This window comes from Caulobacter sp. UNC279MFTsu5.1, assembly GCF_900114015.1.
Taxonomy (GTDB): Bacteria; Pseudomonadota; Alphaproteobacteria; order Caulobacterales; family Caulobacteraceae; genus Caulobacter.
This window is the reverse complement of record NZ_FORN01000003.1, coordinates 177,136-201,013: the sequence shown is the minus strand read 5'-3', so window position 1 is coordinate 201,013 and position 23,878 is coordinate 177,136. Positions and strand designations below refer to the sequence as shown.

Sequence of the window (23,878 nt, the reverse complement as noted above, 5' to 3'; positions counted from 1 at the left end):
GCGCCGGCCCATTTTTCTTGCGCGCTTTCCTCCAGCGCGTAACAGGGTTCGAAGGTTTCGGCAGCGAGCCACAGCCCCATGCGTCCAGCCCGCCTCCTCGCCCTCGTCCTGGCCGCCTCGAGCCTGTGCGCCTGCGGGTCGCTGTCGCGCCCGGCCTTCCAGGCCAGCGATCTGGCCGGACCGCCGCCCAAGGGCCTGGCCGACATCCGCTTCAACGCCAGCGACAAGGACGCCGCCGTCCGGTTCGGCGACCCGGCCCGCAAGCGCGCCGTCGCCCAACGCACCTTCGACGTGCTGGCCCTGTCGGGCGGCGGCTCGAACGGGGCCTACGGCGCCGGGGTGCTGGTCGGCTGGACCAAGCGCGGCGAGCGGCCCGAGTTCGACATCGTCACCGGCGTCTCGACCGGCGCCCTGACCGCCCCGTTCGCCTTCCTGGGCCCCAGCTGGGACGACCGCCTGACGCAGGCCTACACCGGCAAGGCGGCGGGGCGGATCCTTCAGCCGCGTGGCCTGGGCGTGCTGTTCCACCCCAGCTTCTACAGCAGCGCGGCCCTGCGCCAGCTGGTCGACGCCTATGTCACCGACGACATGCTCCAGGCCATCGTCGCCGAGCACCGGCGCGGCCGCCGCCTGCTGATCGCCACCACCAACCTCGACACCGAGCAGACGGTGATCTGGGACATGGGCGCGATCGCCAGCCGCGGCGGCGAGGCGTCCAAGGACCTGTTCAAGCGCGTGCTGGTCGCCTCGACCAGCATTCCCGGCGTCTTCCCGCCCGCCCTGATCCCGGTCGAGGGCAACGGCCGCCAGCTGTCGGAGATGCATGTCGACGGCGGGGTCACCATCCCGTTCTTCGTGGCCCCCGAGTCGCTGCTGCTGTGGACCGCCGCCAAGAATTCGGCGCGGCCGGGACGGTTGTTCGTGATCGTCAACGGCAAGGTCGACGGCAGTTTCGGCTTCACCAAGGGCGGGGCCCTGTCGATCGTCGGCCGCTCGTGGGACGCCATGAGCAAGGCCCTGATGCGCACCCACCTGGCGGCCAGCTACGGCTTCGCCCGGCGCAACGGCGGCCAGCTGTTCTACAGCGCCATCCCCGACAGCGCCGACGCCGACACCTCGGGCCTGGACTTCGACGCCAAGAACCGCGAGGCCCTGTTCCGGATGGGCCGCGAGCGGGCCGAGGCCGGCTGGGCCTGGGCCCTGCCGGACGACCCGAACGGGCCGTCGGACGTGCCGCCTGTGGTGCCCGCGCCGCCGGTGATCAGCGCGAAGTGAGGGCCATCCCCCTCCGGCCTCCGCGCCAGGTAACCACGGCTGACGAAAGCGGGGTTGCGCCAACCCGACTCCCTCTCTAAACGGGCGGCTTAACCTGCAAGATGGTCGGCAGCGGGCGCGCGGATGTGCGCGACCGTGTCTCTGCGCGCGAGTTTTCCATGCCCAAAAGAACAGACATCTCCTCGATCCTGATCATCGGCGCCGGTCCGATCGTCATCGGCCAGGCGTGCGAGTTCGACTATTCCGGCGTCCAGGCCTGCAAGGCCCTGCGCGCCGAGGGCTACCGGATCATCCTGGTCAATTCCAACCCGGCCACGATCATGACCGATCCGGACGTGGCCGACGCGACCTATATCGAGCCGATCACCCCGGACATGGTCGCCAAGATCATTGAGAAGGAGCGGCCCGACGCCCTGCTGCCGACCATGGGCGGCCAGACGGCGCTGAACACCGCCCTGGCCCTGGAGGCCAACGGCACCCTGGCCAAGTTCGGCGTCGAGATGATCGGCGCCAAGGCCGAGGTCATCGACAAGGCCGAGGACCGCCAGAAGTTCCGCGACGCCATGGACAAGCTGGGCCTGGAAAGCCCCCGCTCCAAGGCCGCCCACACGATGGAGGAGGCCCGCGAGGGCCTGGAGTTCGTCGGCCTGCCCGCGATCATCCGCCCGTCCTTCACCCTGGCCGGCACCGGCGGCGGCATCGCCTACAATGTCGAGGAGTTCGAGGAGATCGTCGCCCGCGGCCTGGACCTCTCGCCCACGACGGAAGTCCTGATCGAGGAAAGCGTCCTGGGCTGGAAGGAGTACGAGATGGAGGTGGTCCGCGACACGGCGGACAACTGCATCATCGTCTGCTCGATCGAGAACATCGACCCGATGGGCGTCCACACCGGCGACTCGATCACCGTCGCCCCGGCCCTGACCCTGACCGACAAGGAATACCAGTGGATGCGCGCGGCCTCGATCGCCGTGCTGCGCGAGATCGGCGTCGAGACCGGCGGCTCCAACGTCCAGTTCGCGGTCAATCCGAAGGACGGCCGAATGGTCGTGATCGAGATGAACCCGCGGGTGTCGCGCTCTTCCGCGCTCGCCTCGAAGGCCACCGGCTTCCCGATCGCCAAGGTCGCCGCCCGCCTGGCCGTCGGCTACACCCTCGACGAGCTGAAGAACGACATCACCGGTGGCGCGACCCCGGCCTCGTTCGAGCCCAGCATCGACTACGTGGTCACCAAGATCCCGCGCTTCGCCTTCGAGAAGTATCCGGGCAGCGAGCCCCTGCTGACCACCGCCATGAAGTCGGTCGGCGAGGTGATGGCCATCGGCCGCACCTTCAAGGAAAGCGTCCAGAAGGCCCTGCGCGGCCTGGAGACCGGCCTGGCCGGCTTCGACGAGGTCGAGATCCACGGCGCCGACGACCCGGACACCGGCCGCGCGGCGGTGATCCGCGCTCTGGGCACCCCCACCCCCGACCGCCTGCGGGTGATCGCCCAGGCCTTCCGCCACGGCCTGACCGTCGAGGAGGTCAACGCCGCCTGCTCCTACGAGCCGTGGTTCCTGCGCCAGATCGCCGAGCTGATCCGCCAGGAGGGCTGGGTCCGGGCCGGCGGCCTGCCGACCGACGCGCAAGGCTTCCGCGCGCTGAAGGCCCAGGGCTTCTCCGACGCCCGCCTGGCCAAGCTGACCGGCGCGACCGAGGCCGCCGTCCGCAAGGCCCGCCAGGCCCTGGACGTCCGCCCGGTGTTCAAGCGCATCGACAGCTGCGCCGGCGAGTTCGCGGCCACCACCCCCTACATGTACTCGACCTACGAAACCGGCGCCCTGGGCCAGGTTCCCGAGTGCGAGAGCCTGCCCAGCGACCGTAAGAAGGCGGTGATCCTGGGCGGCGGCCCCAACCGGATCGGCCAGGGCATCGAGTTCGACTACTGCTGCTGCCACGCCGCGTTTGCTCTCGACCAGATCGGCGTCGAGTCGATCATGGTCAACTGCAACCCCGAGACCGTCTCGACCGACTACGACACCTCCGACCGCCTGTACTTCGAGCCGCTGACGGCCGAGGACGTGCTGGAACTGCTGCACGTCGAGATGAGCAAGGGCCAGCTGGCCGGCGTCATCGTCCAGTTCGGCGGCCAGACGCCGCTGAAGCTGGCCCAGGCGCTGCAGGACGCGGGCATCCCGATCCTGGGCACCAGCCCCGACGCCATCGACCTGGCCGAGGACCGCGAGCGCTTCCAGCAGCTGCTGAACGGCCTCGACATCGCCCAGCCCGAGAACGCCATCGCCCGCACCTGGGACGAGGCCCGGGCCGAGGGCGACAAGATCGGCTTCCCGTTCGTGATGCGTCCGTCCTACGTGCTGGGCGGCCGGGGCATGGAGATCATTCGCGACCACGAGCACCTGGAGCGCTACATCGCCAACGCCGGCGAGATCTCGTTCGAGCACCCGATCCTGCTGGACCACTATCTGAGCCGCGCCACCGAGGTGGACGTCGACGCTCTGTGCGACGGGACCGACGTGTTCGTGGCCGGGGTGCTGGAGCACATCGAGGAAGCCGGCGTCCACTCGGGCGACAGCGCCTGCTCGATGCCGCCCTTCTCGCTGTCGGCCGCCACGGTCGAGGAGCTGAAGCGCCAGACCGTCAAGATGGCCCTGGCCCTGAACGTCCGTGGCCTGATGAACGTGCAGTTCGCCATCGAGGAGCCGCACTCGGCCAATCCGCGCATCTATGTGCTGGAGGTCAATCCGCGCGCCTCGCGCACCGTGCCGTTCGTGGCCAAGACCATCGGCCAGCCGGTGGCCGCCATCGCCGCCAAGGTGATGGCCGGCGAGACCCTGGCGAGCTTCGGCCTGAAGGACGTCCCCTACGACCACATCGCGGTCAAGGAAGCGGTGTTCCCGTTCGCCCGCTTCGCCGGCGTCGACACCATCCTGGGCCCGGAAATGCGCTCGACCGGCGAGGTCATGGGCCTGGACTGGATCCGCGAGGGCGAGACGACCCTGGCCCCGGCCTTCGCCCGCGCCTTCGCCAAGAGCCAGCTGGGCGGCGGCGTCAGCCTGCCGACCTCCGGCACCGCCTTCGTCTCGGTCAAGGAAAGCGACCGCCCGTGGATCGTCGAGCCGGTGCGCCTGCTGCAGGCGGCTGGCTTCAAGGTGATCTCCACCGTCGGCACCCGCGGCTACCTGGCCGAGCAGGGCATCGAGGTCGAGCTGGTCAAGAAGGTGCTGGAAGGCCGTCCGCACATCGTCGACGTGATGAAGAACGGCGACGTGCAGCTGGTGTTCAACACCACCGAGGGCAAGCAGGCCCTGGAGGACAGCTTCGAGATCCGCCGCACGGCCCTGATGATGAAGGTGCCCTACTACACCACCTCGGCCGGCGCCCTGGCGGCGGCCCAGGCCATCTCCTCGGCCCCCGCCGAGGCGCTGGAAGTGCGGCCGCTGCAGAGCTACCAGTAAGTCCCTTCCCTTCTCCCCTTGCGGGAGAAGGTGGCGGCGCAGCCGCCGGATGAGGGGTCGAAAGACAGAACCGCCGCGATCCGCCGAAAGGCCGGTCGCGGCGGTTTTCGTTTGGGCGACGCGTGAAGTTATCCACAGGCCTGCGATGGCTGCTCCCCCTCTGGGGGAGCTGTCGCGGAGCGACTGAGGGGGCCTTCCGGCGAGCGCCGTGCCGCCCCCTCCGGCCCTCCGGGCCACCTCCCCACAGGGGGAGGATTTTACGCTCTATCCCCGCAATTGCCGAAGACGACCTCAACGAATCCAACGCCCTATACAAAAACGCATGTTTCCGATCCCCACCCTCCAGGACGGCCGCACACTAGGGGCATGACCCAAGCTCAAGACACCCCCACCTGGTGCGCCGCCTTCCAGCTCAAGCTGATGGCCGCCCTCGACGCGGCCTGGAAGACCATCGAGGCCGCCACCGATCCCGCCGTCATCCGCCAGGCCCGCGACAAGGCGAAAGCCGTCGGCGAACTGGCCGCCATGGCCCGCAAGGTCGCCCTGATCGTGCCGACGCCCCGCGGCAAGCCGCCGCTGACCGAAACGGCCGCCGCGGGCCTGCACGCCGCCCAAGGCGTGGCGAACGTGAGCGCGATGATCATGGCCTCGCGGCCGACGGCCGACCCTGCGGCCCCCGTGGCCGCCCCAGTGGCCGCCCCAGCGGCCGCCCAAGCCGAACATACCCGCCGCGCGCTGGACAAGCTCAAGGGCGGCCGACGCGGGCGGCTGTGAGGATCATCCTCCCACCGTGGGAAGGGAGGGCCTTTCCGCCCTGACGTCCTCCGCCACGGCGAGGCCGCGCCTTAAAACCTCGATGGCGAGCCTGCTCTGGCGTCCGGCCGAGTCAAGGACCGCCTCTGGCGGCCGCGTCGCGGCGACGCGGCGCGTCGTCCTTGACTCGGCCAGACGCCAGAGCTCCGATCCACCAAGGCTTTAAGGCGCGGCCCCATCCGGGGCGGATGGGGGCTTGCGCCAAGCGGACCTTCGGAATTTCCGAGAAGGTGGGTTGCGGACCTATCTTTTTTGAGGTGGCGACCGAGTGCAGATCGCTGCTTCCTCGCAGCTATAGTGCGCACATCCATAGACGACGAAGCGCTCTAGAAGGCCCAATTTGCTCATCGCATCTACGTGCGCAGACATTTCACATGAAAATCCGGCGACTTCGTTCGGACATTTGCGACGATAGTCAGCTAACTCAATAATTCGACTTTGCGTAGATTCTGGGAGCGTACTCTCAAAATCGGCCAGGAAATCATCCCAGCAACCGTCACACGTCCACTCCAAATGGCGAGTTGGGCAGTTCGCGCTTACGGCCGCTTCCCAGGTGGACATGTCCGCTGCCTGACCGGCTGAAGCAAAAAGTCCAAAGCCGAGAAGACTAATAGCGGCAGTCCGAAACATTGTGGCGTCTTTCCTGCACCTGAACCGCGCCGTGCAGCTCGAATAACGTGCACCTTTTTTATACGCCCTCAATGTCTCGGTTGAGCCCACCGTGGTTATCGGACGCCGTCGGCGCGATGCCCAAGGCCTGGCTTGAACTCTGTTGTAGTGAAGTCCGCATGGCACTTGGGACAGCTGCGCGGGACCCGGAACCACATATATCCTCCCCAAATACTGCCAGACGTCGTGAAGGTGACCGCGCCGCAGGCGGGACACTTGAACACTGCTTTTAGCAGCATAACTCCGCCCACTACGTAGAAGGGGGCAGCGAGCGCCTGAACCCAAGGGAGGCTCGACGCTCGCGACATCAACCAAATCCACAGAACCAGCCATGCAATCGCCAGCAACGGCCAGAGTCTGGAGGCAAATCTCACGCTGAGCAGCGGTTTGCGATAGCCCGCCTGATTTTCCATGAGCCTGAAATTCTCAAAAATGCAGCTCTGAAAAGCACGCCCTTGCTGCACTTTAGAGCCTTGCCATGGCGATCAGCAACGGACCTTCCGAACTTCCGCTTAGGGTCGAAAGCGCCTCTGTGGTCACTACCAGAAAGCTGACCTTGGCGACGGCGCTCCAGGCGGGCCTCGAAGCACGCACGGCGCTCGAAGAGTCCGCAACGGCTCGAAAACGGAACTACAGCTTCAGCCCCAATTGAGCCCCGTCCCGGCAAGGGCTAAGCCTTGCCGCATGACCCCCTATACCGACGCCGAAATCGCCGACCTGGCCCGCCGCCTGCTCGACCACAGCCTGCCCAAGGACCAGTGGACCCACGCCGCGCACCTGACCGCCACCCTGCGCCTCGTCCGTACACGGAACGATGGCCTGGAGCGCGACATGCCGCGCATCATCCAGACCTACAACGTCGCGGTCGGCGGGGTGAACGACGACCACAACGGCTATCACGAGACCATCACCCAGGCCTATCTGGCCGCCATCCGCGCCTTCGTCGCGACCCTGCCGGCCGGAACCTCCGACAGCGAGGCCGCCGCCCGTCTGCTGGCCACGCCGATGGGCGACAAGGCTTGGCCGCTGGGCTTCTGGTCGCGCGAGCGGCTGTTCAGCGTCGCGGCCCGGCGCGGCTGGGTCGAGCCGGACCTGCGGCCGCTGGAGGCCCCGGTCGGCCCTCCCGTCGAGACGCCGGCGTGATCGTCTTCGCGACCGTCTATCTGGCCGTGCTGAACCTCCTGACCTTCGCGGTCTTCGGTTTCGACAAGGCCGCCGCCGTCGACAAGCGCTCGCGCGTGTCCGAGCGCGCCCTGCTGGCCCTGGCCGCCCTGGGCGGCGGCCCCGGCGCCCTGCTGGCCCGCCCGGTGTTCCGCCACAAGACCCGCAAGCAGCCGTTCTCGGCCTGGCTGACGCTGATCCTGTTCGCGCAGGTCGCGGCCCTGGTGGTCGGGCTGGCGATGTGGCGCAAAAGCTTGGCCGGCGCTTGACGCTCGCGCGTCCAGTCGCCACGACAGCGCGTCCATGCGCGATGGGGGATGACCGTTGGGACGAAAGACCATGATCTTGGGCCTGGCCGCGACCGGCCTGCTGGCCACGGCCGGCCCGGCCGCCAGCGCCGACTACGGGTTCGTAGGCAAGACCGATCAGGCGGTCATGCTGATCGATCGCTCGACCGTGAAGGACGACGGCCGCATCCGATCGGCGCGCGCCCTGATGTTCAGCAGGGACCGGCGCTTCGACCCGAAGGAGGCCTATACGATTCTGGCCTATGAATTCGACTGCTCGGGCCTGGCCTCGAAGATCGACCGCATCGTCGTCTTCGACGAGACCGACGCGGTGATCAGCAACGAGAACACCTCCGCCTCGGACTTTCAGGCGGAAAAGCCCGGCACGCTGGGCCGGGAGGCCTTGTCCATGGTGTGCGGGACCAAGGACTACGCCGTCGCTCAAGGCATGGGCTTGGTCGCCGCCAAGGCGGTGGCCGCCTTGTTCCTGAAGCCGACGGCCCAGTAGCGCGAACCACCCGCGCGGGCGGTCACGGCGCGCAAAGCCCCTGGGGCGGCCGTTCATCCTTGACGAACGCGCCCACCCCCATGCCACCGTGCGCCCCAGCCCCCGGGAGCCCGCCATGATCGTCGTCCATCACCTGAACAACTCGCGCAGCCAGCGGGTGCTGTGGCTGCTGGAGGAGCTGGGCGTCCCCTACGAGGTCAGGCGCTACGAACGCGACGCCAGGACCATGCTGGCCCCGCCGGAGCTGCTGGCCGTCCACCCGCTGGGCAAGTCGCCAATTCTTACAGATGATGGGATCACCGACGGCGACAAGACCATCGCCGAGACCGGGGCGATCGTCGAATACCTGGTCGAGACCTACGGCCAGGGCCGGCTGGTCCCGGCCGCCGGAACGCCGGAACGCCTGCGCTGGACCTACTGGCTGCACTACGCCGAGGGCTCGGCCATGACGCCGCTGCTGCTGAAGCTGGTGTTCACCGCCCTGCCGGCCCGCGCGCCCGGCCTGCTGAAGGGCCTGGTCAAGGCCGTCGCCGCCAAGGCCCAGAGCGGCTTCGTCGATCCGCAGCTGAAGAGCCACATCGACTACTGGGACGCCGAGCTGGGCAAGAGCGCCTGGTTCGCCGGCCCGGACTTCACCGCCGCCGACATCATGATGAGCTTCCCGCTGGAGGCCGGCGCCGCCCGGGCCGGGGCCGCCTCGCGCCCGAGGATCAAGGCGTTCCTGGACCGCATCCACGCCCGTCCCGCCTATCGCGCGGCCCTGGAGCGCGGCGGGCCGTACGATTACGCAAGCTGAGGACGCCCTGCCCGGATTGGGGACAGGCCCATGGGCCTGTCCCCAGCCGCATCGCACTCGAAACGCCCCGTGGAACCACGCCCCCGCCAGCGCGCTTGATCCTGGCCGCCAATGGGGACAAGCTTCGCTTTATGGGCGGGCACTTGCTTATCGCCAGCGCGGCGCCTATCCTCTTAGCCCCCGGTCGTCCGCGCCAACGTCCGGGAGTCTTCCTCCCTTTGGGCGAACCGAGCTAAAATCCGCAATGGAAAAAGTGCCGATGACCGCCGGGGGTTACCAAACCCTCGACGAAGAACTGAAGCGTTTGAAGACGATCGAACGGCCGGCGGTGATCGCCGCGATTTCCGAGGCGCGGTCGCATGGCGACCTGTCGGAAAACGCCGAGTATCACGCGGCCAAGGAACGCCAGGGCTGGATCGAAGGCCGCATCGCCGAGATCGAGGACAAGATCGCCCGGGCCCAGGTCATCGACGTCTCGAAACTGTCGGGCAAGCAGGTGAAGTTCGGCGCGACGGTCAGCGTCGTCGACGAGGACACCGAGGAGGAGGCTCGCTACCAGATCGTCGGCGAGCACGAGGCCGACGTGAAGTCGGGCCGCATCTCGCTGAGCTCGCCGCTGTCGCGCGCCATGATCGGCAAGGAAGTCGGCGAGGTGGTCGAGGTCAACACGCCCGGCGGCGTGAAGGCCTACGAGATCCTCAAGGTCGAGTGGGTCTAGCTTAAGCCCCATTCCAGGGACATTGGCGTGCGACGCGCCGGCCGCTCCAGCTTGGCCGGCGCGTCGCTTTGCTATGGCCGGGATCACCGACGTGGTTGAAAAGAAGAGCACCGAAGCGGCGGAGCCGAAGGCCGCCAGGACGCGCAAGGCGCCGGCCGGGACGACCGCCGCCGCGAAGGCCGCCAAGCCGCCGGCCTCCAAGCGCCCGAAGACGGCCAAGGTCGAGGCTTCGGCCAAGGCCGAAGCGGCGCCCAAGCCGCGCGCCGCGGCCCGGCCGAAATCGCGCCCGGGTTCTGTCGAGGCCGAGGCCGCGCCTGTCGTCGAGACGGCGCCCGAGCCTGGTTCGGTCCCCGCGCCCAGACCCAAGCCCGCCCCGCGCAAGGCCGCCGAGACCCCGGCGCCCGAACCCGCCGCGCCGATCGTCCCCGCGGCCCCCGCCCGCGACCCGATCGTCATCTGGGCGCTCTCGGACGGCCGGGCCGGCATCGAGGCCCAGGCCGTGGGCCTGGCCGAGGCCGTGGCCCGCCAGGTTCCGGCCAAGATCGTCGTCAAGCGCGTGGGCTGGAGCGGCCGCACCGGCCGCCTGCCCTGGTGGGCCAACTGGCTGCCGCGCCGCTGGCTGACGCCCGAAAGCGAGATCCAGCCGCCCTGGCCCGACCTGTGGATCGCCGCCGGCCGCGCCACCCTGCCCCTGTCGATCCGCGCCCGGCGCTGGTCGGGCGGCAAGACCTATGTTGTGCAGATCCAGGACCCGCGCGTCCCGGCCCACATGTTCGACCTGGTGATCCCCCCCAAGCACGACCGGCTGAGCGGCGACAACGTCCTGCCGATCACCGGCTCGCCGCACCGGGTCACGGCCGCGCGGCTCGCCAGCGAATACGAGAAGTTCGAGGACCAGATCGAGGCCCTGCCCCGTCCACGCGTGGCGGTGCTGCTGGGCGGCAAGTCCAAGGCCTTCGACCTGTCGGCGGTGCGCGCCGCCGAGATGGCCCACCAGATCCAGCTGCCGCTGGAGCAGGAGGGCGGCAGCCTGCTGATGACCTTCTCGCGGCGCACGCCCGAACCGGCCCAGGCCCTGCTGACGGCCCGCCTGCGCCACCTGCCGGGGATCATCTGGGACGGCCAGGGACCCAATCCCTATTTCGCCTTCCTGGCGGCGGCCGACTACATCCTGGTCACCGAGGACTCCACCAACATGGCCACCGAGGCGGCCTCGACGGGCAAGCCGGTGTTCATCCTGAAGATGGACGGCCAGAGCCTGAAGTTCCGCCTGTTCCACCAGGAGCTGGAAGGCATGGGCGCGGCCCGCCCCTATGGCGGGGCCTTCCACGGCTGGACCTACGAGCCGGTCGACGAGACCGGCCGGGCGGCGGCCGAGGTGGTGGCGCGGATGGACGCGCGGGCGGCGAGGACGTCATAGGGCGGTGCTTCGAGCGCACGGCCCCTAGCCTCGTTCCCCGGCCCCCACTAGCTTGGCCGTGAGTGGTTCCGGAGGTTTCATGTCTCGTCGTCTCGCGCTCCTGGCCCAGCCCAAGGCCACGGCGGCGCGGCTGTTGACCAGCGAATAGGCCGCGTTGCGTCGCCCGCCCGACCGGGCGATCATGCCGCCCCCTGAGTTACGGGAAGCGCGTTCTTGATCCTCGCCGTCCTCCAGGCCCGCATGGGTTCCGAACGCCTGCCGGGCCGGCCGTCGATGCCGCTGGCCCGGGCGCCGATGATCGTGCGGCAGATCGAGCGGATGGCGCGGGCCCGGCGCGTAGACCGGATCGTGGTCTCGACCACGACCGACCCGGCAGACGACGTCCTGGAGGCCGTGGTCCGGCGCGAGGCCATCGCCGTCCATCGCGGTCCGCCCCAGGACGAGCTGGCCCGGCTGGCCGGGGCCCTGGCGGCCCATCCGGCCGACCACGTCGTGCGGATCGGCGACGACAGCCCGCTGATCGACCCCGACCTGATCGACGCGACGGTCGCGCTGCACCTGGCCGAGCACGCCGACCACACCACCAACCGCTCGCCCGGCGCGGCCTTTCCGGCCGGCCAGGGGGTGGAGGTGATCACCGCCGACGGCCTGCGCCGGCTGGCCGCCGAGAGCGCGGCGTTGCGGCTGCACGCCGGCGACGCCCCGGCGGCCCCGCCGCCGCCCGTCCGCTGGTCGTCCCTGGCCCTGCTGGCCCAGCCCGACCAGGGCGCGGTGCGATGGGCCGTCGAGGGTCCGGCCGACTACGCCTTCGTGGCGGCGGTCTATGACGCCCTTTACCCGGCCAACCGCGCCTTCACCTCGGCCGACGTGCGGCGACTGCTGGAACAGCGCCCGGACCTGGCGACGTTCGGGGGCGTGAGGCGGCTGTGAGGACGCCTGCTCGCCCTCCCTCCCATCAGCGGACCGAAGGGGGCGGCCCGGCATGACTCCCTTTCCCCGCATCCTGTTCGTCGCCGACGCCGGCCCCCGCGTGGGCGGCGGCCACGTGATGCGCAGCCTGACCCTGGCGCGGGCGCTGGAGGACGCCGGCGCGACCTGCGCCTTCGTCGCCCCGCCTGCCGCGGCGGCGCTGCTGGACGCCTTCGGGGCCGGCGTCGCGCGGATCGAGACCGGCGCGGACACGCCGGCGGCGCTGGTCGAGGCCGCCGCGAACGCGACCGGGACCTACGACGCCGTGGTCATCGACCACTACGGCCTGTCCGCCCCCGATCACCGGGCGATCGCCGCCGGCCGGCCCGCCCTGGTCATCGACGACCTGGCCGACCGCCCCCTGGCCGCCGACCTGGTGCTGGACTCCGGCCCGGCCCGCGCGGCGGCCGACTATGACGGCCTGGTCCCGGCCCAGGTCGAGCTGCTGCTGGGTCCCAACCACGCCCCCGTCCGGCCCGCCTTCGCCGCCCTGCGCCGCGAGGCCCTGGCCCGTCGGGCCGGCGCCCCGCCGGTGCGGCGTATCCTGGTGTCGCTGGGCCTGACCGACGTGGGCGGGATCACTGCCCAGGTCGTGGACCTGATCCTGCCGCGCCTGAAAAAGAACGGCGCGGGCCAGACCGTGCTGGACGTGGTGCTGGGCTCGGGCGCGCCCAGCCTGCCGCGCCTGCGCGCCCTGGCCGCCCGCGACCCCCGCCTGGTCCTGCACATCGACAGCCAGGACATGCCGCGCCTGACCCTGGAAGCCGACCTGGCCGTCGGGGCCGGCGGCTCCAGCACCTGGGAGCGCTGCGTCCTGGCCCTGCCGACCCTGCTGCTGGTGCTGGCCGCCAACCAGGGCGAGGCCAGCCAGGCCCTGGCTCGGGCCGACGCGGTCCTGACCCTGGACGTCGCCGATCCGGACTTCGAGGCGGCCTTCGCGGCCCAGCTCTCCCGCCTGCTGGGCGACCCGTCCCTGCGCGACCGCCTGTCGGCCGCCTCGGCCGCGGTCTGCGACGGGCGCGGGGCGGCGCGGGTCGCGGCGCACTTTCTGGAGGTGATCGCGCGGAAACGGGCTGGATAACGCCGTTCACCTATCCCATCCTGGCCATGACCCAGGGGAGCGAGCGCATGAACAGCCCATCCGTCGTCGTCACCGGCGCCTCGACCGGCATCGGCTGGGCCGTGGCCCAGGTGCTGACCCAGCGCGGCTTCCACGTGTTCGGCAGCGTGCGCAAGCCGGCCGACGCCGAGCGGCTGGCCGCGGCGTTCGGCCAGGCCGTCACGCCCCTGCTGTTCGACGTCACCGACGAGGCCGCCGTGCGCGCGGCCGCCGCGCAAGTCGAGACGGCGCTGGGCGGCCGGACCCTGGCCGGGCTGGTCAACAACGCCGGCATCGCCGTGGCCGGCCCGCTGCTGCACCTGCCGATCGACGAATGGCGCCGACAGCTGGAGGTCAACCTGACCGGGGTGGTGATCGCCACCCAGGCCTTCGCGCCGCTGGTCGGGGCCCGCAAGCCGGCCGGCGGAACCCCGGGACGGATCGTCAACATTGGCTCGGTCGGCGGCCGCAACGCCAATCCGTTCATGGGCCCCTACTGCACCAGCAAGTTCGGGCTGGAGGGCCTGTCGGAATCCTTGCGCCGCGAGCTCTTGCCGTTCGGCGTCGACGTGGTGGTGATCGCCCCCGGCGCGGTGGCCACGCCGATCTGGGACAAGGCCGACGAGACCGACACCAGCGCCTACGCCGGCACCGTCTACGCCCCGGCCCTGGACCGGCTGCGCGCCTACATGCTGTCGATCGGCAAGTCGGGCCTGCCGCCCGAGCGGATCGGCCAGGCGGTGCACGCCGCCCTGACCGTCGCCAGGCCCAAGGTCCGCTACACGATCACTCCCCAGCCGATGCAGATGCTGATGGCCGACCTCCTGCCCAAGCGGACGCTGGACCGGATCGTGGGGAAGCGGCTGGGGTTGCTGCCGGACTAGAACCCCGACCTGATTGCATCAATCCGGCTCTAGGCCTTTGTTTTAACGCACTTTCTTCACGCGAACCGGTGTCCGCTTCCCTCGAAAATGCTCTAGAGCGGACCATGGATAGGCCCAGTCAATCGAAAACCTCATCCTGCGCTTGTCGAAGGACGAGATTTTCGCCACCCCCCAAGAGCTGAATGTCGATTCAGGCTAGGCGCGGCTCGTCTGGTCGCCGATCCAATCCGTCGGCGACATGGCCAAAATGCATCACCCAGCCGATCTTCACGCCTCCTCGCCAACGATCCGCTTGGCGTACGTTATGATATAACATAAAGAGCCGAGGTTCGCTTTTTTTGGAGAGCCTTATGCGGCTGCGTTCGATGTTGTTGACGGCGTCCAGCGCCGGGATCCTCCTGGCCTGCGCCTCGGCCGCCCAGGCCCAGGATCTGGGCCATGCCGCCGTGTCCGAGGTGGTGGTCACCGCCTCGCCGCTCAGCGGCGATCCGGACCGTTTCGCGACGATCGTCGAGCAGGTGAGCCGCGACCAGGTGCTGAGCAATGGCGGCGCCAGCATCGCCGACGCGCTGCGCAACGTCCCCGGCGTCGCAGGCACCGGCTTCGCCGCCGGCGCCAGCCGCCCGGTGATCCGCGGCATGGACGCCCAGCGCGTCAAGCTGGCCGAGAACGGCCTGTCCAGTTCGGACGTCTCGGATGTCGGCCCCGACCACGGCGTGCCAATCGATCCGCTGGCCGCCCAGGACATCGAGGTGGTGCGCGGCGCGGCCACCCTGCGCTATGGCAGCCAGGCGATCGGCGGGGTGGTCAACGTGATCAACAACCGCATCCCGCTCAAGCCCGTCGACGGGATCGAGGGCGAGGCCACCACCGCCTATTCGTCCAGCGCCCGGACCGGCGAGGGCACGCTCAGCGTCGATGCGGGCCAGGGCCCCTTCGCCGCCCACCTGGACGGCTTCGGACGGCGGGCCAGCGACTACGACACGCCCGACGGCCGGCAGCCCAATTCGTGGTTCCGCGGCAACGGCTATTCGGGCGGAGCGTCCTACTTCTTCGGCGACGACAGCCGCGTCGGCGCCAGCGGCACGCATTACGAAGCCAAATACGGCATCCCGTCCGACGACACCTTCATCCGCATGAAGCAGGACAAGGGCGCGTTCGGCTCTTCGATCAAGCTCGACCAGGGCGCCCTGCAACGCATCAATGTCGACGCCGGCTACGCCGACTACACCCACAGCGAGATCGACCCGGAAGGCAACGTGGTCCTCTCGACGTTCAACAACAAGGAATGGGACGGCCGCGCCGAGGCGCTGTTCGGCGCGACGGGTCCGCTGTCGGCTTCGGCCCTGGGCGTCCAGTTCCAGGACCGCAAGTTCAGCGCCCTGGGCGAGGGGGCCGACTATCTGCTGCCGACGCACACCCAGAGCGCCGCAGGCTTCGTGTTCGTGGAGGCGCCGGTCGGCCCTCTGCAGTTCCAGGGCGCGGCGCGCGTGGAACAGATCCGGATCAACGGCACGCCGGCTTCGGGCGTCGAGACGCGGCGCAACTTCACGCCGGTCAGCGTCTCGGCAGGTTTCACCTACGAAGCGTCCGACGCCCTGCGCCTGGGCCTGACCGCCGCTTCGGCCGCCCGGGCCCCGGCCCAGACCGAACTTTTCGCCATCGGACCACACGACGGACCGGCGACGTTCGAGACCGGCGACCCGAGCCTGAAGATCGAGCGGGCCAATTCCCTGGAGGCGACGGCGCGCTACAAGATCGGCTCGGAAGGCCGCATCGAGGCCTCGGTCTGGGGCGCGCGGTTCGACAACTACATCTACGGCGCGCTGACCGGGCGCCTGTGCGAGGAGGACGGCGTCTGCGCAGTCGGCGGCGCCGGCGACCTGAAGGAGCTGAACTACGGCCAGCGGGACGCCAGCTTCTGGGGCGCGGAGGCCAAGGCCTTCTTCCCGCTGACCGCAGTGGGCGGCGGCAAGCTGTCGGGCCAGGTGCTGGGCGACTATGTCCGCGCCAAGTTCACCGGCGGCGGCGGCGACGTGCCGCGCATCCAGCCCGGACGCTTCGGCGGCGGCCTGGACTGGGACAACGGGACCATCGACGCCAGCTTCCTGGTGCTGGCGGTGTCCTCGCAGGACCATGTCGGCGTGGCCGATCCGGCGACCGACGGCTATACCTCCGTCGACGCCCAGGTGCGTTGGAAGCCGTTCAAGGCCAAGCCGGGGCTCCAGCTGCTGCTGGTCGGCCACAACCTGGCCGACGAGACGATCCGCAACGCCACGGCGCTCAACAAGGATTCGGTCGTGATGCCGGGCCGCGACGTGCGCCTGGTGCTAAGCGCCAAGTTCTGACGGAACGGCGTCACGGGTCGGCCCGTGACGCCGCGTCTGGCGACGGAGTCCCGATTGGAACGGCGTGTGCGGCGTTTCGGTCCCGAGGAGCAGGCCCAGGCCATCGGCAGGGCGCAGGCGGCGATGTGGTGCGGCGTGGTCGCGCGCTTCGAACACCTCAAGACGGCCGAAGGGCTCCGCCAGGCCGACCTGGCGGCGGCGCTAGGCGTCTCACGGTCCCAGATTCACGAATGGCTGTCGGACCCGCGCAACATGACCCTGAAGGCGGCGGGCCGCCTGCTCCTGGCCATGGACGCAGAGGCGCATGTCGAGGTCCAAACCTGACGCTTCCTACCCCACCATGTCCCAGGCCAGGGGCTCGCCGCGCTTCAGGGCCCGGGCGGCCGGGCGGCCCAGCACGGCCTCGTAGTCGGCGGGGGGCAGGCCCTCGCCCGGGCGGACCGAGCGGACATTGGCCCGGGTCAGGAGCTCGCCGGCCGCGACGTCGGCGGTGACGTACAGCGAGCGGCGGAACTGGCGGTTGCCGCGCTCGCTGCCCAGCAGGTCGTAATTGACGCCGCCCAGGGCCTTCCAGGCGTTGCGGGTGTCGTCGCACAGGGCGCGGAACTCGGCCGGCTCCAGGCTGAAGGCGGCGTCGGGGCCGCCGTCGGCCCGGGCCAGGGTGAAGTGCTTCTCGACCGCGCAGGCGCCCAGCGACACCGCCGCCACCGAGGCCGCCGTGCCCGGGGTGTGGTCCGACAGGCCGATCGGGCAGCCGAACCGCTGGGCCATGTCGACCACGGTGCGGACATTGGCGTCCTCGAAGCTGGCCGGATAGCTGGACACGCAGTGCAGCAGCAGCACGCCCGCCGCGCCGGCCTCCAGGGCGGTGTCCAGGGCCGTCCGCATCTCCTGCAGGTTGGCCATGCCGGTCGAGATGATCAGCGGCTTGCCCTGGCGGGCGGCGTAGCGGATCAGCGGCAGGTCGACGGCCTCGAACGAGGCGATCTTGTAGGCCGGGGCGTCCAGCCCCGCCAGCAGGTCGACGGCGGTCTCGTCGAACGGGCTGGAGAAGATGGTCACGCCGCGCCGGCGGGCCCGCTCGAAGATCGGGCCATGCCACTCGTAGGGGGTCTGGGCCTCCTGGTAGAGCTCATGCAGGCTGCGCCCGTCCCACAGGCCGCCGTGGATCTTGAACTCGGGCCGGTCGACGTCCAGCGTGATGGTGTCGGCGGTGTAGGTCTGCAGCTTTATGGCGTCGGCGCCGGTGTCGGCCGCCGCGTCGACCATCTCGAGCGCCCGCTCCAGGCTGCCGTTGTGATTGCCCGAGAGTTCACAGATCAGATAGGGCGGATGATCGGCGCCGATCCGGCGGCCGGCGATCTCGATATAGGGGGCGGTCATGGGCGGGGGCTCGTGGGACTTTGGCCCATATTAACCCTGAAATCGTGGACGAGGCGTTGAGATGCTCCCCCTCTGGGAGAGCTGTCGGCGAAGCCGACTGAGGGGGTCTCCCACGGCCGACGCCGCGCCCCCTCCGGCCCTCTGGGCCACCTCCCCCAGAGGGGGAGATCGGCTAGTCTCCGCCGCCACCGCCGCTGTCGCAGCTTCCGCTGTCGGATCCGCTGTCGTCGCAGCTGGTGTCGCCGGACGTCGGGTCGCTCGACGGGCTGGAGGCGCTCCATGAACTAGTGTCGTCGTCCCAGGTCATGTCGTCGCTGGAACCGCCGAAACCGTCGACGGCCGGCTTGCCGTAGAGCGCCCGATACCGCGTGACGGCGTAGATCACGCCGCCGAACACCACGCCGAAGATCAGGGCCGCGCTGGCCATGCCCGTGATGAACCAGGCCAGGCCCGCGAACGCCAGGCCGACAAGGATCCCTGTCGGCGCCCCCTTGAACCCGATCATCGTGCCGATCCCCAGAATCCGCGCCGCCCCATCGCACCAAACCGGAATCGGCCCTATATCTGCGCCTATGTCGACTCCCGAACCCCGCCACACCCGCTGCCTGATCATCGGATCGGGTCCCGCCGGCTACACCGCCGCCATCTACGCCGCCCGCGCGCTGCTCAAGCCCGTGCTGATCGCCGGCATCCAGCCCGGCGGCCAGCTGACCATCACCACCGACGTCGAGAACTATCCGGGCTTCGCCGACGTCATCCAGGGGCCGTGGCTGATGGACCAGATGAAGGCCCAGGCCGAGCATGTCGGAACCGAGTTCGTCAGCGACATCGTGCTGAGCGCCGACCTCTCCAAGCGCCCGTTCCACATCACCACCGACAGCGGCCAGGACTGGTTCGCCGAGACCCTGATCATCGCCACCGGCGCCCAGGCCAAGTGGCTGGGCCTGGACAGCGAGAGCAAGTTCCAGGGCTTCGGCGTCAGCGCCTGCGCCACCTGCGACGGCTTCTTCTACCGCAACAAGGAAGTGGTCGTGGTCGGCGGCGGCAACACCGCCGTGGAGGAGGCCCTGTTCCTGACCAGCTTCGCCAGCAAGGTGACCCTGGTGCACCGCAAGGACGAGCTGCGGGCCGAGATGATCCTGCAGGAGCGCCTGCTGGCCCATCCCAAGATCGAGGTGATCTGGGACAGCGCCATCGACGAGGTCCTCGGCGACTCCGACCCGATGGGGGTCACCGGCGTGCGGCTGAAGAACGTCAAGACCGGCGAGACCCAGACCGTCCCCTGCGACGGCGTGTTCATCGCCATCGGCCACGCCCCGTCGTCTGAGCTGTTCAAGGGCCAGCTGGAGACCGGCCCGGGCGGCTATCTGAAGGTCAAGCCGGGCACGACCTCGACCGCCGTGGCCGGCGTCTACGCGGCCGGCGACGTCACCGACGACGTCTACCGCCAGGCCGTCACCGCCGCCGGCATGGGCTGCATGGCCGCCCTGGAGGCCGTGCGCTTCCTGGCCGAGGAAGACCACCGGAAGGCCCACCACCCGATCAGCCACCACGAGGCGGAGAAGATCGGGGTCTGGTGACCCCCCTCCGGCCCTCCGGGCCACCTCCCCCAAAGGGGGAGGATCTACGCCGAGCAGATGCTCCCCCTCCGGGGGAGCTGTCGCGAAGCGACTGAGGGGGTCCCGCTAGTTCAGCCGATTGACCAGGCTGGGCGGCCGCGCTTTCGGCTTGGGCGGTTCCGGTGCAGGCGGCGGCGCGGTTTCCGCGGGCTTGACCGTGGTGTCGACCACCGGCGCCTCCAGCGCGCCCAGGGCCTTGTTGATCTTCTCGATCTCTTCCGGCGTCGGCAGGCGACGGCCGCCGCGCATGGCCGCGGCCGGATCGCCGGTCATCGGCGGCAGGATCTCGACCACTCCCTCGGGGCTGACGATCTTGGCCGGCTCGCCGGTCGCCACGGGGATCAGGCCCGCGCCCCCCGCCGCCAGGGCGGCCAGCGATCCCGGCGGGGCCGCCTCCAGGGTGCGCGGGTCGGCGCCCATCAGGATGTCGGCCGACACCGTCTCGTCGCCCGAATAGCGGCCCCGGAACGCCGCCTGCTCGCCGGACGGGCCGGTCCAGCGATAGAAGACGTGCGTGCCCACCGTCCGCAGCTTGACCAGGGTCGGCGCCCAGTACGGATAGACATAGGCCGCGTGGTAGTGGGTGGCGGTTCCGATGTCCTTCATCACGAAGCCGGCCAGGGCCCGCTTGGCGACGATCTCGGCGTTGGTCCAGACGGCCGGGCTGATCGCCCGCTGCAGCGAGCCGTCGCAGGTGAAGCTGAACTGGCAGCCGGTCCCTCGCGCCGCGCCCTCGTAGATCACGCCGCAGATCGACTTGGGATAGCCGGGATGGCGCATCCTGTTGATCACGGTCTGGGCCACGGCCCGCTGGCCCTCGACCGGCTCGAAGCCGGCCTCGAAATAGACCGCCTGGGTCAGGCAGTGCAGGGCCTGGCTCCGCACCGACGGAGCGCCGGACAGCACGAACGGCCGCGACGGCTCCACGGCCAGGGGCGAGGCGGCCTTGAAGTCGTTGATCGCTCTCGCCTCCTCGAAGTCCGGCTCCCGGTCGCCCAGGCGCGGGATCACGCGCAGGTCCAGCTTCTCCCAGCCCCGCACCCGGCCCCAATAGTCCTTGTGCGGCCGGGGATCGTGCCGGCGGGCCAGGGCCAGCATGGCCGGATCCATGTCGGCGGCGTAGCGCGCCAGGCCGGCGTCCGACAGCGACCCGGCGACGGTCGCCAGACCGGCCGCTCGGTCCGACCCGACCGGGAGCTCGCCGGCCGCGCACGCGCAAAGGCCGCCGAGGACGACCAGCGTCCCGGCGGCCCTCAGCACCGAATGTCGGCCTAGCGCTGGCACGGAGGCTTCAGGGCGGTCACTTTCCGCCGAGCGTGGAGCGGATCATCCAGGCGTGCTTCTCGTGGGCGGCCAGGCGCTGGGTGTAGAGGTCGGCGGTGGCCTCGTCGCCCGCCGCGTCGGCGGCCGCGAAGGCGTCGCGCAGGGTGGCGATCACGGTCTCGTTGTCGCTCTGCAATTCCCTGAACATGGCCTCCCACTCCTTCTCGGCGTCGCCGTCCTTGATGCTGGAAAGGTTACCGAACGCGCCATACCCCATCGGCGCCAGTTCGCCCAGGGCCCGGATGCGCTCGGCGATGGCGTCCAGCGCCGTCCACTGCTCGGTGTACTGGCCTTCCAGCAGCACGTGCAGCGCCTGAAAGTTGGCGCCGCGCACGTTCCAGTGATAGCCGTGGGTCTTCAGATACAGCGCGTAGCTGTCGGCCAGGACCCTGTTCAGGCCGGCCACGACGTCGGCGCGCTGTTTCGCGGTGAAGCCAGTGTTCAGGTGCGCAGCCATCATGATCTCCCGTGTTGCGCGTCCTAGGTAAGCGTGTCCATGCTCCAGGCAAGCCGTCATGCGCGCATCGAGTCCCATGAAGATTGAAGAACCGCACGCGAAAGCTCGCGGCCGCGCCTGGCCCGACACGATAAGCGCGTGGCTCATCCCGGAGATCCCGCCGCCGGCCTGGCGGGCGGCCCTGGCGACCGGGGCGGCGATCCTGGCGGCGATCGGCCTGAGGCTGGCGCTGCTGGGCCTGACCGCCGGGGTCGGCGCGACCCAGACCTTTTTCCCGGCCACCATCCTGGTCACCCTCTACGCCGGCTGGCGCTGGGGCCTAGCGCCGATCGCGGCGGGGGTGCTGTTCGCCAGCTGGCTGCAGGGCGGCCTGCGGGGCGAGGCCTTGAGCCGCAGCCAGGTCGCCGCCCTGGCGCTGTTCGTGCTGTCGTCGCTGATCACCGCCGCCGTGGCCGCGGCCCTGCGCGCCAGCCTGGTCAAGCTGGCCGAGGCCCGCCGGCGGCAGTCCGAGGCCGAAGCCCGCCTGCAGGTCACCCAGACCTCCGCCGGGGTCGGCCCCTGGGAGTGGGACGTCCAGAACAACGTCCTGGACCTGTCGCGCACCGCGCGCCGGAACCTGGGCCTGCCGCTGGAGGGCCCGATCGACCTGGACAACCTGGTCGAGGTGGTCCACCCCGATGACCGCGCCCTGGTCCGGGACCGGCTGCGCGAGGCGGTCAAGGGCGGGCACTACGAGGTCGAATACCGGCTGGCCGACCACCCGGACGGCGAACGCTGGATCCACGGCCGCGGCGAGGTGGTGCGCGACGAGGCTGGCCGCGCCCTGCGCGTCCTGGGCGTCAATTTCGAGGTCACCACGCGCCGCCGGGCCGAGGAGAGCCTGCGCGAGAGCGAGGCCCGCTTCCGCGCCCTGGCCGACAGCGCCCCGGCCCTGATGTGGATCAGCGGCGACGACGGCCTGCGGGTGTTCGTCAACGCCGCCTATGTCGACTTCGCGGGCGTGACCTATGACGAGGCCCTGGTGCTGGACTGGCGCTCGCGCCTGCACGCCGACGACCTGCCCGCCATCCTCAAGGCCCAGATCGCCGGCGAGGCCTCGCGCCGGCCGTTCAGCCTGGAGGGCCGCTACCGCCGGGCCGACGGCCAGTGGCGCTGGCTCAAGTCGTTCTCGCAGCCGCGCCTGGGGCCGGGCGGCGAGTTCATCGGCTTCATCGGCATCGCCTTCGACGTCACCGAGGCCAAGGAGGCCGAGGCCAAGCTGACCGGCCTGAACGAGCTGCTGGCCGACCGCGTGCAGGAGGCCCTGGCCGAGCGCGACGCCGCCCAGGCCGCCCTGACCCAGTCGCAGAAGCTGGAGGCCATCGGCCAGCTGACCGGCGGGGTGGCGCACGACTTCAACAACCTGCTGACCGTGATCATCGGCGCCCTGGACGTGCTGCAGCGCAATCCCGAGGACGACAAGCGGCGCGAGCGCATGCTGAACGCGGCCCAGTCGGCGGCCCGGCGCGGCGAGAAGCTGACCCAGCACCTGCTGGCCTTCGCCCGCCGCCAGCCGCTGAACCCGGAGATCTGCCGGATCGACGCGATGATCGCCGAGAGCGAGAGCCTGCTGCGCCGCGCGGTCGGGGAAGGCGTCGACCTGGTCCTGGAGCTGAAGGCCGGCGGCCGCACCACCCTGACCGACTCCGGCCAGTTCGAGGCGGCCCTGCTGAACCTGGTGGTCAACGCCCGCGACGCCACCCCGCCCGGCGGCAGGATCACCGTCGCCTCGCAGGGCGTCGACCTGGCCGAGCCCCTGGGCGACCTGCCGGCCGGGCGCTATCTGCGCGTGGCCGTGCGCGACACCGGCGAGGGCATGGACGCCCAGACCCTGGAGCGGGCCTTCGAGCCTTTCTACACCACCAAGCCGGTCGGCAAGGGCACGGGCCTGGGCCTGTCCCAGGTCTACGGCTTCGTGCGCCAGAGCGGCGGCGAGGTCAGCATCGAGTCTGAACGGGGCCAAGGCACGACCGTGGCCATGATGCTGCCGGTGCGCGAGGCCTTCTCGCCGATCGAGGTGCTGGCCGTCCGGCCGCCGGCCACTCGCGCCACCGCCCACGTGCTGCTGGTCGAGGACGACGGCGAGGTGGGCGACCTGATCGCGGCGATGATCGACGAGCTGGGCCACATGGTCAGCCGCGCCGCCACCGCCGACGAGGCCCTGGCCATCGCCCGCCACGACCCGACCGTGGGCCTGGTGATCACCGACGTGATCATGCCGGGCGGCAAGAGCGGGGTCGACCTGGCCGTCACCCTGTCGCAGGAACGGCCCGAGCTGCCGGTCCTGCTCAGCTCGGGCTACACCGGCCAGGAACTGGTCCGCGCCCACGACACCCCCTGGCCGCTGCTGCGCAAGCCCTACGCCCTGGACGCCCTGGCCCAGGCGATGGCCGACGCCTGGGACAAGCACGTGCCCGCCAAGACGATGACGGCGACGGCGACGGCGAGGAAGGGCGGGAAGGCGAAGGCGTAGGCCAGCAGCCTGTCCTGGAGCCAGGGGCGGCGCCGGTGACAAGCCGGGCGTGGCCTCCGGCCGCCCCCGCCTCCCGCCGAACACGGATTTTCACGCCCTCCCTTTGCAATCGGCCCCGAAGGGTCTATATGTCTTTCATCCCTTTTGCTCAATTTCAGCATAAGGGGCGACGCCGAGATGGAAAA

20 protein-coding genes are annotated in these 23,878 nt (G+C 70.2%); 16 read left to right on the top strand and 4 right to left on the bottom strand.

The genetic code is table 11. The features are described from left to right. The first annotated feature begins 78 nt into the window (after positions 1-78). From BM066_RS02350 to BM066_RS02285, 14 genes are all read left to right on the top strand, one after another. On the top strand, positions 79-1,275 hold the full coding sequence (locus tag BM066_RS02350; protein ID WP_018061800.1) for a patatin-like phospholipase family protein: 1,197 nt from the start codon (positions 79-81) through the stop codon (positions 1,273-1,275). Positions 1,276-1,433: 158 nt separating this feature from the next. Next, on the top strand, positions 1,434-4,727 hold the full coding sequence (carB, locus tag BM066_RS02345; RefSeq protein WP_018061799.1) for a carbamoyl-phosphate synthase large subunit: 3,294 nt from the start codon (positions 1,434-1,436) through the stop codon (positions 4,725-4,727). Between the two features lie 366 nt (positions 4,728-5,093). Continuing rightward, the gene (locus tag BM066_RS02340) at positions 5,094-5,501 is read left to right on the top strand and encodes a hypothetical protein (protein WP_089924077.1); all 408 of its coding nucleotides are present in this window, start codon (positions 5,094-5,096) and stop codon (positions 5,499-5,501) included. A 1,392-nt stretch (positions 5,502-6,893) separates the two neighbouring features. Continuing rightward, positions 6,894-7,352 carry a hypothetical protein gene (locus BM066_RS02335; RefSeq protein ID WP_018061168.1) on the top strand — a complete coding sequence of 153 codons (459 nt, stop codon included), beginning with the start codon at positions 6,894-6,896 and terminating at the stop codon, positions 7,350-7,352. After that, a complete protein-coding gene (locus BM066_RS02330) occupies positions 7,349-7,639 on the top strand; it encodes a DUF1294 domain-containing protein (RefSeq protein WP_218150887.1) in 291 nt (96 codons plus the stop codon). The genes BM066_RS02335 and BM066_RS02330 overlap by 4 nt, the downstream gene beginning before the upstream one ends. Before the next feature lie 70 nt (positions 7,640-7,709). After that, positions 7,710-8,165, top strand: coding sequence for a surface-adhesin E family protein (locus BM066_RS02325; RefSeq protein WP_018061144.1), 456 nt, complete (start codon positions 7,710-7,712; stop codon positions 8,163-8,165). A gap of 115 nt (positions 8,166-8,280) precedes the next feature. Next, positions 8,281-8,961, top strand: coding sequence for a glutathione S-transferase family protein (locus tag BM066_RS02320; RefSeq protein ID WP_018061145.1), 681 nt, complete (start codon positions 8,281-8,283; stop codon positions 8,959-8,961). Positions 8,962-9,205: 244 nt separating this feature from the next. Next, positions 9,206-9,679, top strand: a complete 474-nt coding sequence (greA, locus tag BM066_RS02315; RefSeq protein WP_018061146.1) for a transcription elongation factor GreA — start codon at positions 9,206-9,208, stop codon at positions 9,677-9,679. 418 nt (positions 9,680-10,097) lie between these two features. After that, complete coding sequence (locus tag BM066_RS02310) at positions 10,098-11,099, top strand: mitochondrial fission ELM1 family protein (RefSeq protein ID WP_089924142.1); 1,002 nt, start codon at positions 10,098-10,100, stop codon at positions 11,097-11,099. Positions 11,100-11,312: 213 nt separating this feature from the next. Beyond that, positions 11,313-12,029, top strand: a complete 717-nt coding sequence (locus BM066_RS02305) for a cytidylyltransferase domain-containing protein (RefSeq protein ID WP_026176369.1) — start codon at positions 11,313-11,315, stop codon at positions 12,027-12,029. Positions 12,030-12,081: 52 nt separating this feature from the next. Then, the gene (pseG, locus tag BM066_RS02300; RefSeq protein ID WP_089924074.1) at positions 12,082-13,149 is read left to right on the top strand and encodes a UDP-2,4-diacetamido-2,4,6-trideoxy-beta-L-altropyranose hydrolase; all 1,068 of its coding nucleotides are present in this window, start codon (positions 12,082-12,084) and stop codon (positions 13,147-13,149) included. A 47-nt stretch (positions 13,150-13,196) separates the two neighbouring features. Next, positions 13,197-14,051 (top strand): SDR family NAD(P)-dependent oxidoreductase, encoded by an 855-nt coding sequence (locus BM066_RS02295; RefSeq protein WP_089924139.1) that lies wholly within the window; start codon positions 13,197-13,199, stop codon positions 14,049-14,051. A 350-nt stretch (positions 14,052-14,401) separates the two neighbouring features. Further along, complete coding sequence (locus BM066_RS02290; RefSeq protein WP_089924071.1) at positions 14,402-16,399, top strand: TonB-dependent receptor; 1,998 nt, start codon at positions 14,402-14,404, stop codon at positions 16,397-16,399. A 66-nt stretch (positions 16,400-16,465) separates the two neighbouring features. Next, positions 16,466-16,723: a helix-turn-helix domain-containing protein gene (locus BM066_RS02285; RefSeq protein ID WP_089924068.1), complete on the top strand. Its 258-nt coding sequence runs from the start codon at positions 16,466-16,468 to the stop codon at positions 16,721-16,723. A 6-nt stretch (positions 16,724-16,729) separates the two neighbouring features. Here the strand turns inward: BM066_RS02285 and pseI are convergent, their stop codons facing one another. Beyond that, the gene (gene pseI / locus BM066_RS02280) at positions 16,730-17,782 is read right to left on the bottom strand and encodes a pseudaminic acid synthase (RefSeq protein WP_089924065.1); all 1,053 of its coding nucleotides are present in this window, start codon (positions 17,780-17,782) and stop codon (positions 16,730-16,732) included. Positions 17,783-17,954: 172 nt separating this feature from the next. Further along, a complete protein-coding gene (locus BM066_RS02275; protein ID WP_089924063.1) occupies positions 17,955-18,287 on the bottom strand; it encodes a hypothetical protein in 333 nt (110 codons plus the stop codon). 67 nt (positions 18,288-18,354) lie between these two features. Here BM066_RS02275 and trxB point away from each other — a divergent pair, with 67 nt between their 5' ends. Further along, positions 18,355-19,362 carry a thioredoxin-disulfide reductase gene (trxB, locus tag BM066_RS02270; protein WP_089924060.1) on the top strand — a complete coding sequence of 336 codons (1,008 nt, stop codon included), beginning with the start codon at positions 18,355-18,357 and terminating at the stop codon, positions 19,360-19,362. A gap of 105 nt (positions 19,363-19,467) precedes the next feature. Here trxB and BM066_RS02265 read toward each other — a convergent pair whose 3' ends face one another. Together BM066_RS02265 and BM066_RS02260 are read right to left on the bottom strand one after the other, a co-directional pair. Beyond that, positions 19,468-20,685, bottom strand: a complete 1,218-nt coding sequence (locus BM066_RS02265; protein ID WP_089924057.1) for a cell wall hydrolase — start codon at positions 20,683-20,685, stop codon at positions 19,468-19,470. A gap of 16 nt (positions 20,686-20,701) precedes the next feature. Then, positions 20,702-21,181, bottom strand: a complete 480-nt coding sequence (locus BM066_RS02260; protein WP_089924054.1) for a Dps family protein — start codon at positions 21,179-21,181, stop codon at positions 20,702-20,704. Between the two features lie 76 nt (positions 21,182-21,257). Here BM066_RS02260 and BM066_RS02255 point away from each other — a divergent pair, with 76 nt between their 5' ends. After that, complete coding sequence (locus BM066_RS02255; protein WP_089924051.1) at positions 21,258-23,693, top strand: hybrid sensor histidine kinase/response regulator; 2,436 nt, start codon at positions 21,258-21,260, stop codon at positions 23,691-23,693. Positions 23,694-23,878: the final 185 nt, after the last annotated feature.

Excerpts from the sequence above, each read along its gene's own strand:
- BM066_RS02325 (WP_018061144.1), top strand. The coding sequence starts at position 7,710 with ATGATCTTGGGCCTGGCCGCGACCGGCCTGCTGGCCACGGCCGGCCCG.
- BM066_RS02260 (WP_089924054.1), bottom strand. The coding sequence starts at position 21,181 with ATGGCTGCGCACCTGAACACTGGCTTCACCGCGAAACAGCGCGCCGAC.
- greA (WP_018061146.1), top strand. The coding sequence starts at position 9,206 with ATGGAAAAAGTGCCGATGACCGCCGGGGGTTACCAAACCCTCGACGAA.
- carB (WP_018061799.1), top strand. The coding sequence starts at position 1,434 with ATGCCCAAAAGAACAGACATCTCCTCGATCCTGATCATCGGCGCCGGT.
- BM066_RS02335 (WP_018061168.1), top strand. The coding sequence starts at position 6,894 with ATGACCCCCTATACCGACGCCGAAATCGCCGACCTGGCCCGCCGCCTG.
- trxB (WP_089924060.1), top strand. The coding sequence starts at position 18,355 with ATGTCGACTCCCGAACCCCGCCACACCCGCTGCCTGATCATCGGATCG.
- BM066_RS02275 (WP_089924063.1), bottom strand. The coding sequence starts at position 18,287 with ATGATCGGGTTCAAGGGGGCGCCGACAGGGATCCTTGTCGGCCTGGCG.
- BM066_RS02350 (WP_018061800.1), top strand. The coding sequence starts at position 79 with ATGCGTCCAGCCCGCCTCCTCGCCCTCGTCCTGGCCGCCTCGAGCCTG.
- pseG (WP_089924074.1), top strand. The coding sequence starts at position 12,082 with ATGACTCCCTTTCCCCGCATCCTGTTCGTCGCCGACGCCGGCCCCCGC.
- BM066_RS02255 (WP_089924051.1), top strand. The coding sequence starts at position 21,258 with ATGAAGATTGAAGAACCGCACGCGAAAGCTCGCGGCCGCGCCTGGCCC.
- BM066_RS02320 (WP_018061145.1), top strand. The coding sequence starts at position 8,281 with ATGATCGTCGTCCATCACCTGAACAACTCGCGCAGCCAGCGGGTGCTG.
- BM066_RS02340 (WP_089924077.1), top strand. The coding sequence starts at position 5,094 with ATGACCCAAGCTCAAGACACCCCCACCTGGTGCGCCGCCTTCCAGCTC.
- BM066_RS02295 (WP_089924139.1), top strand. The coding sequence starts at position 13,197 with ATGAACAGCCCATCCGTCGTCGTCACCGGCGCCTCGACCGGCATCGGC.
- BM066_RS02290 (WP_089924071.1), top strand. The coding sequence starts at position 14,402 with ATGCGGCTGCGTTCGATGTTGTTGACGGCGTCCAGCGCCGGGATCCTC.
- pseI (WP_089924065.1), bottom strand. The coding sequence starts at position 17,782 with ATGACCGCCCCCTATATCGAGATCGCCGGCCGCCGGATCGGCGCCGAT.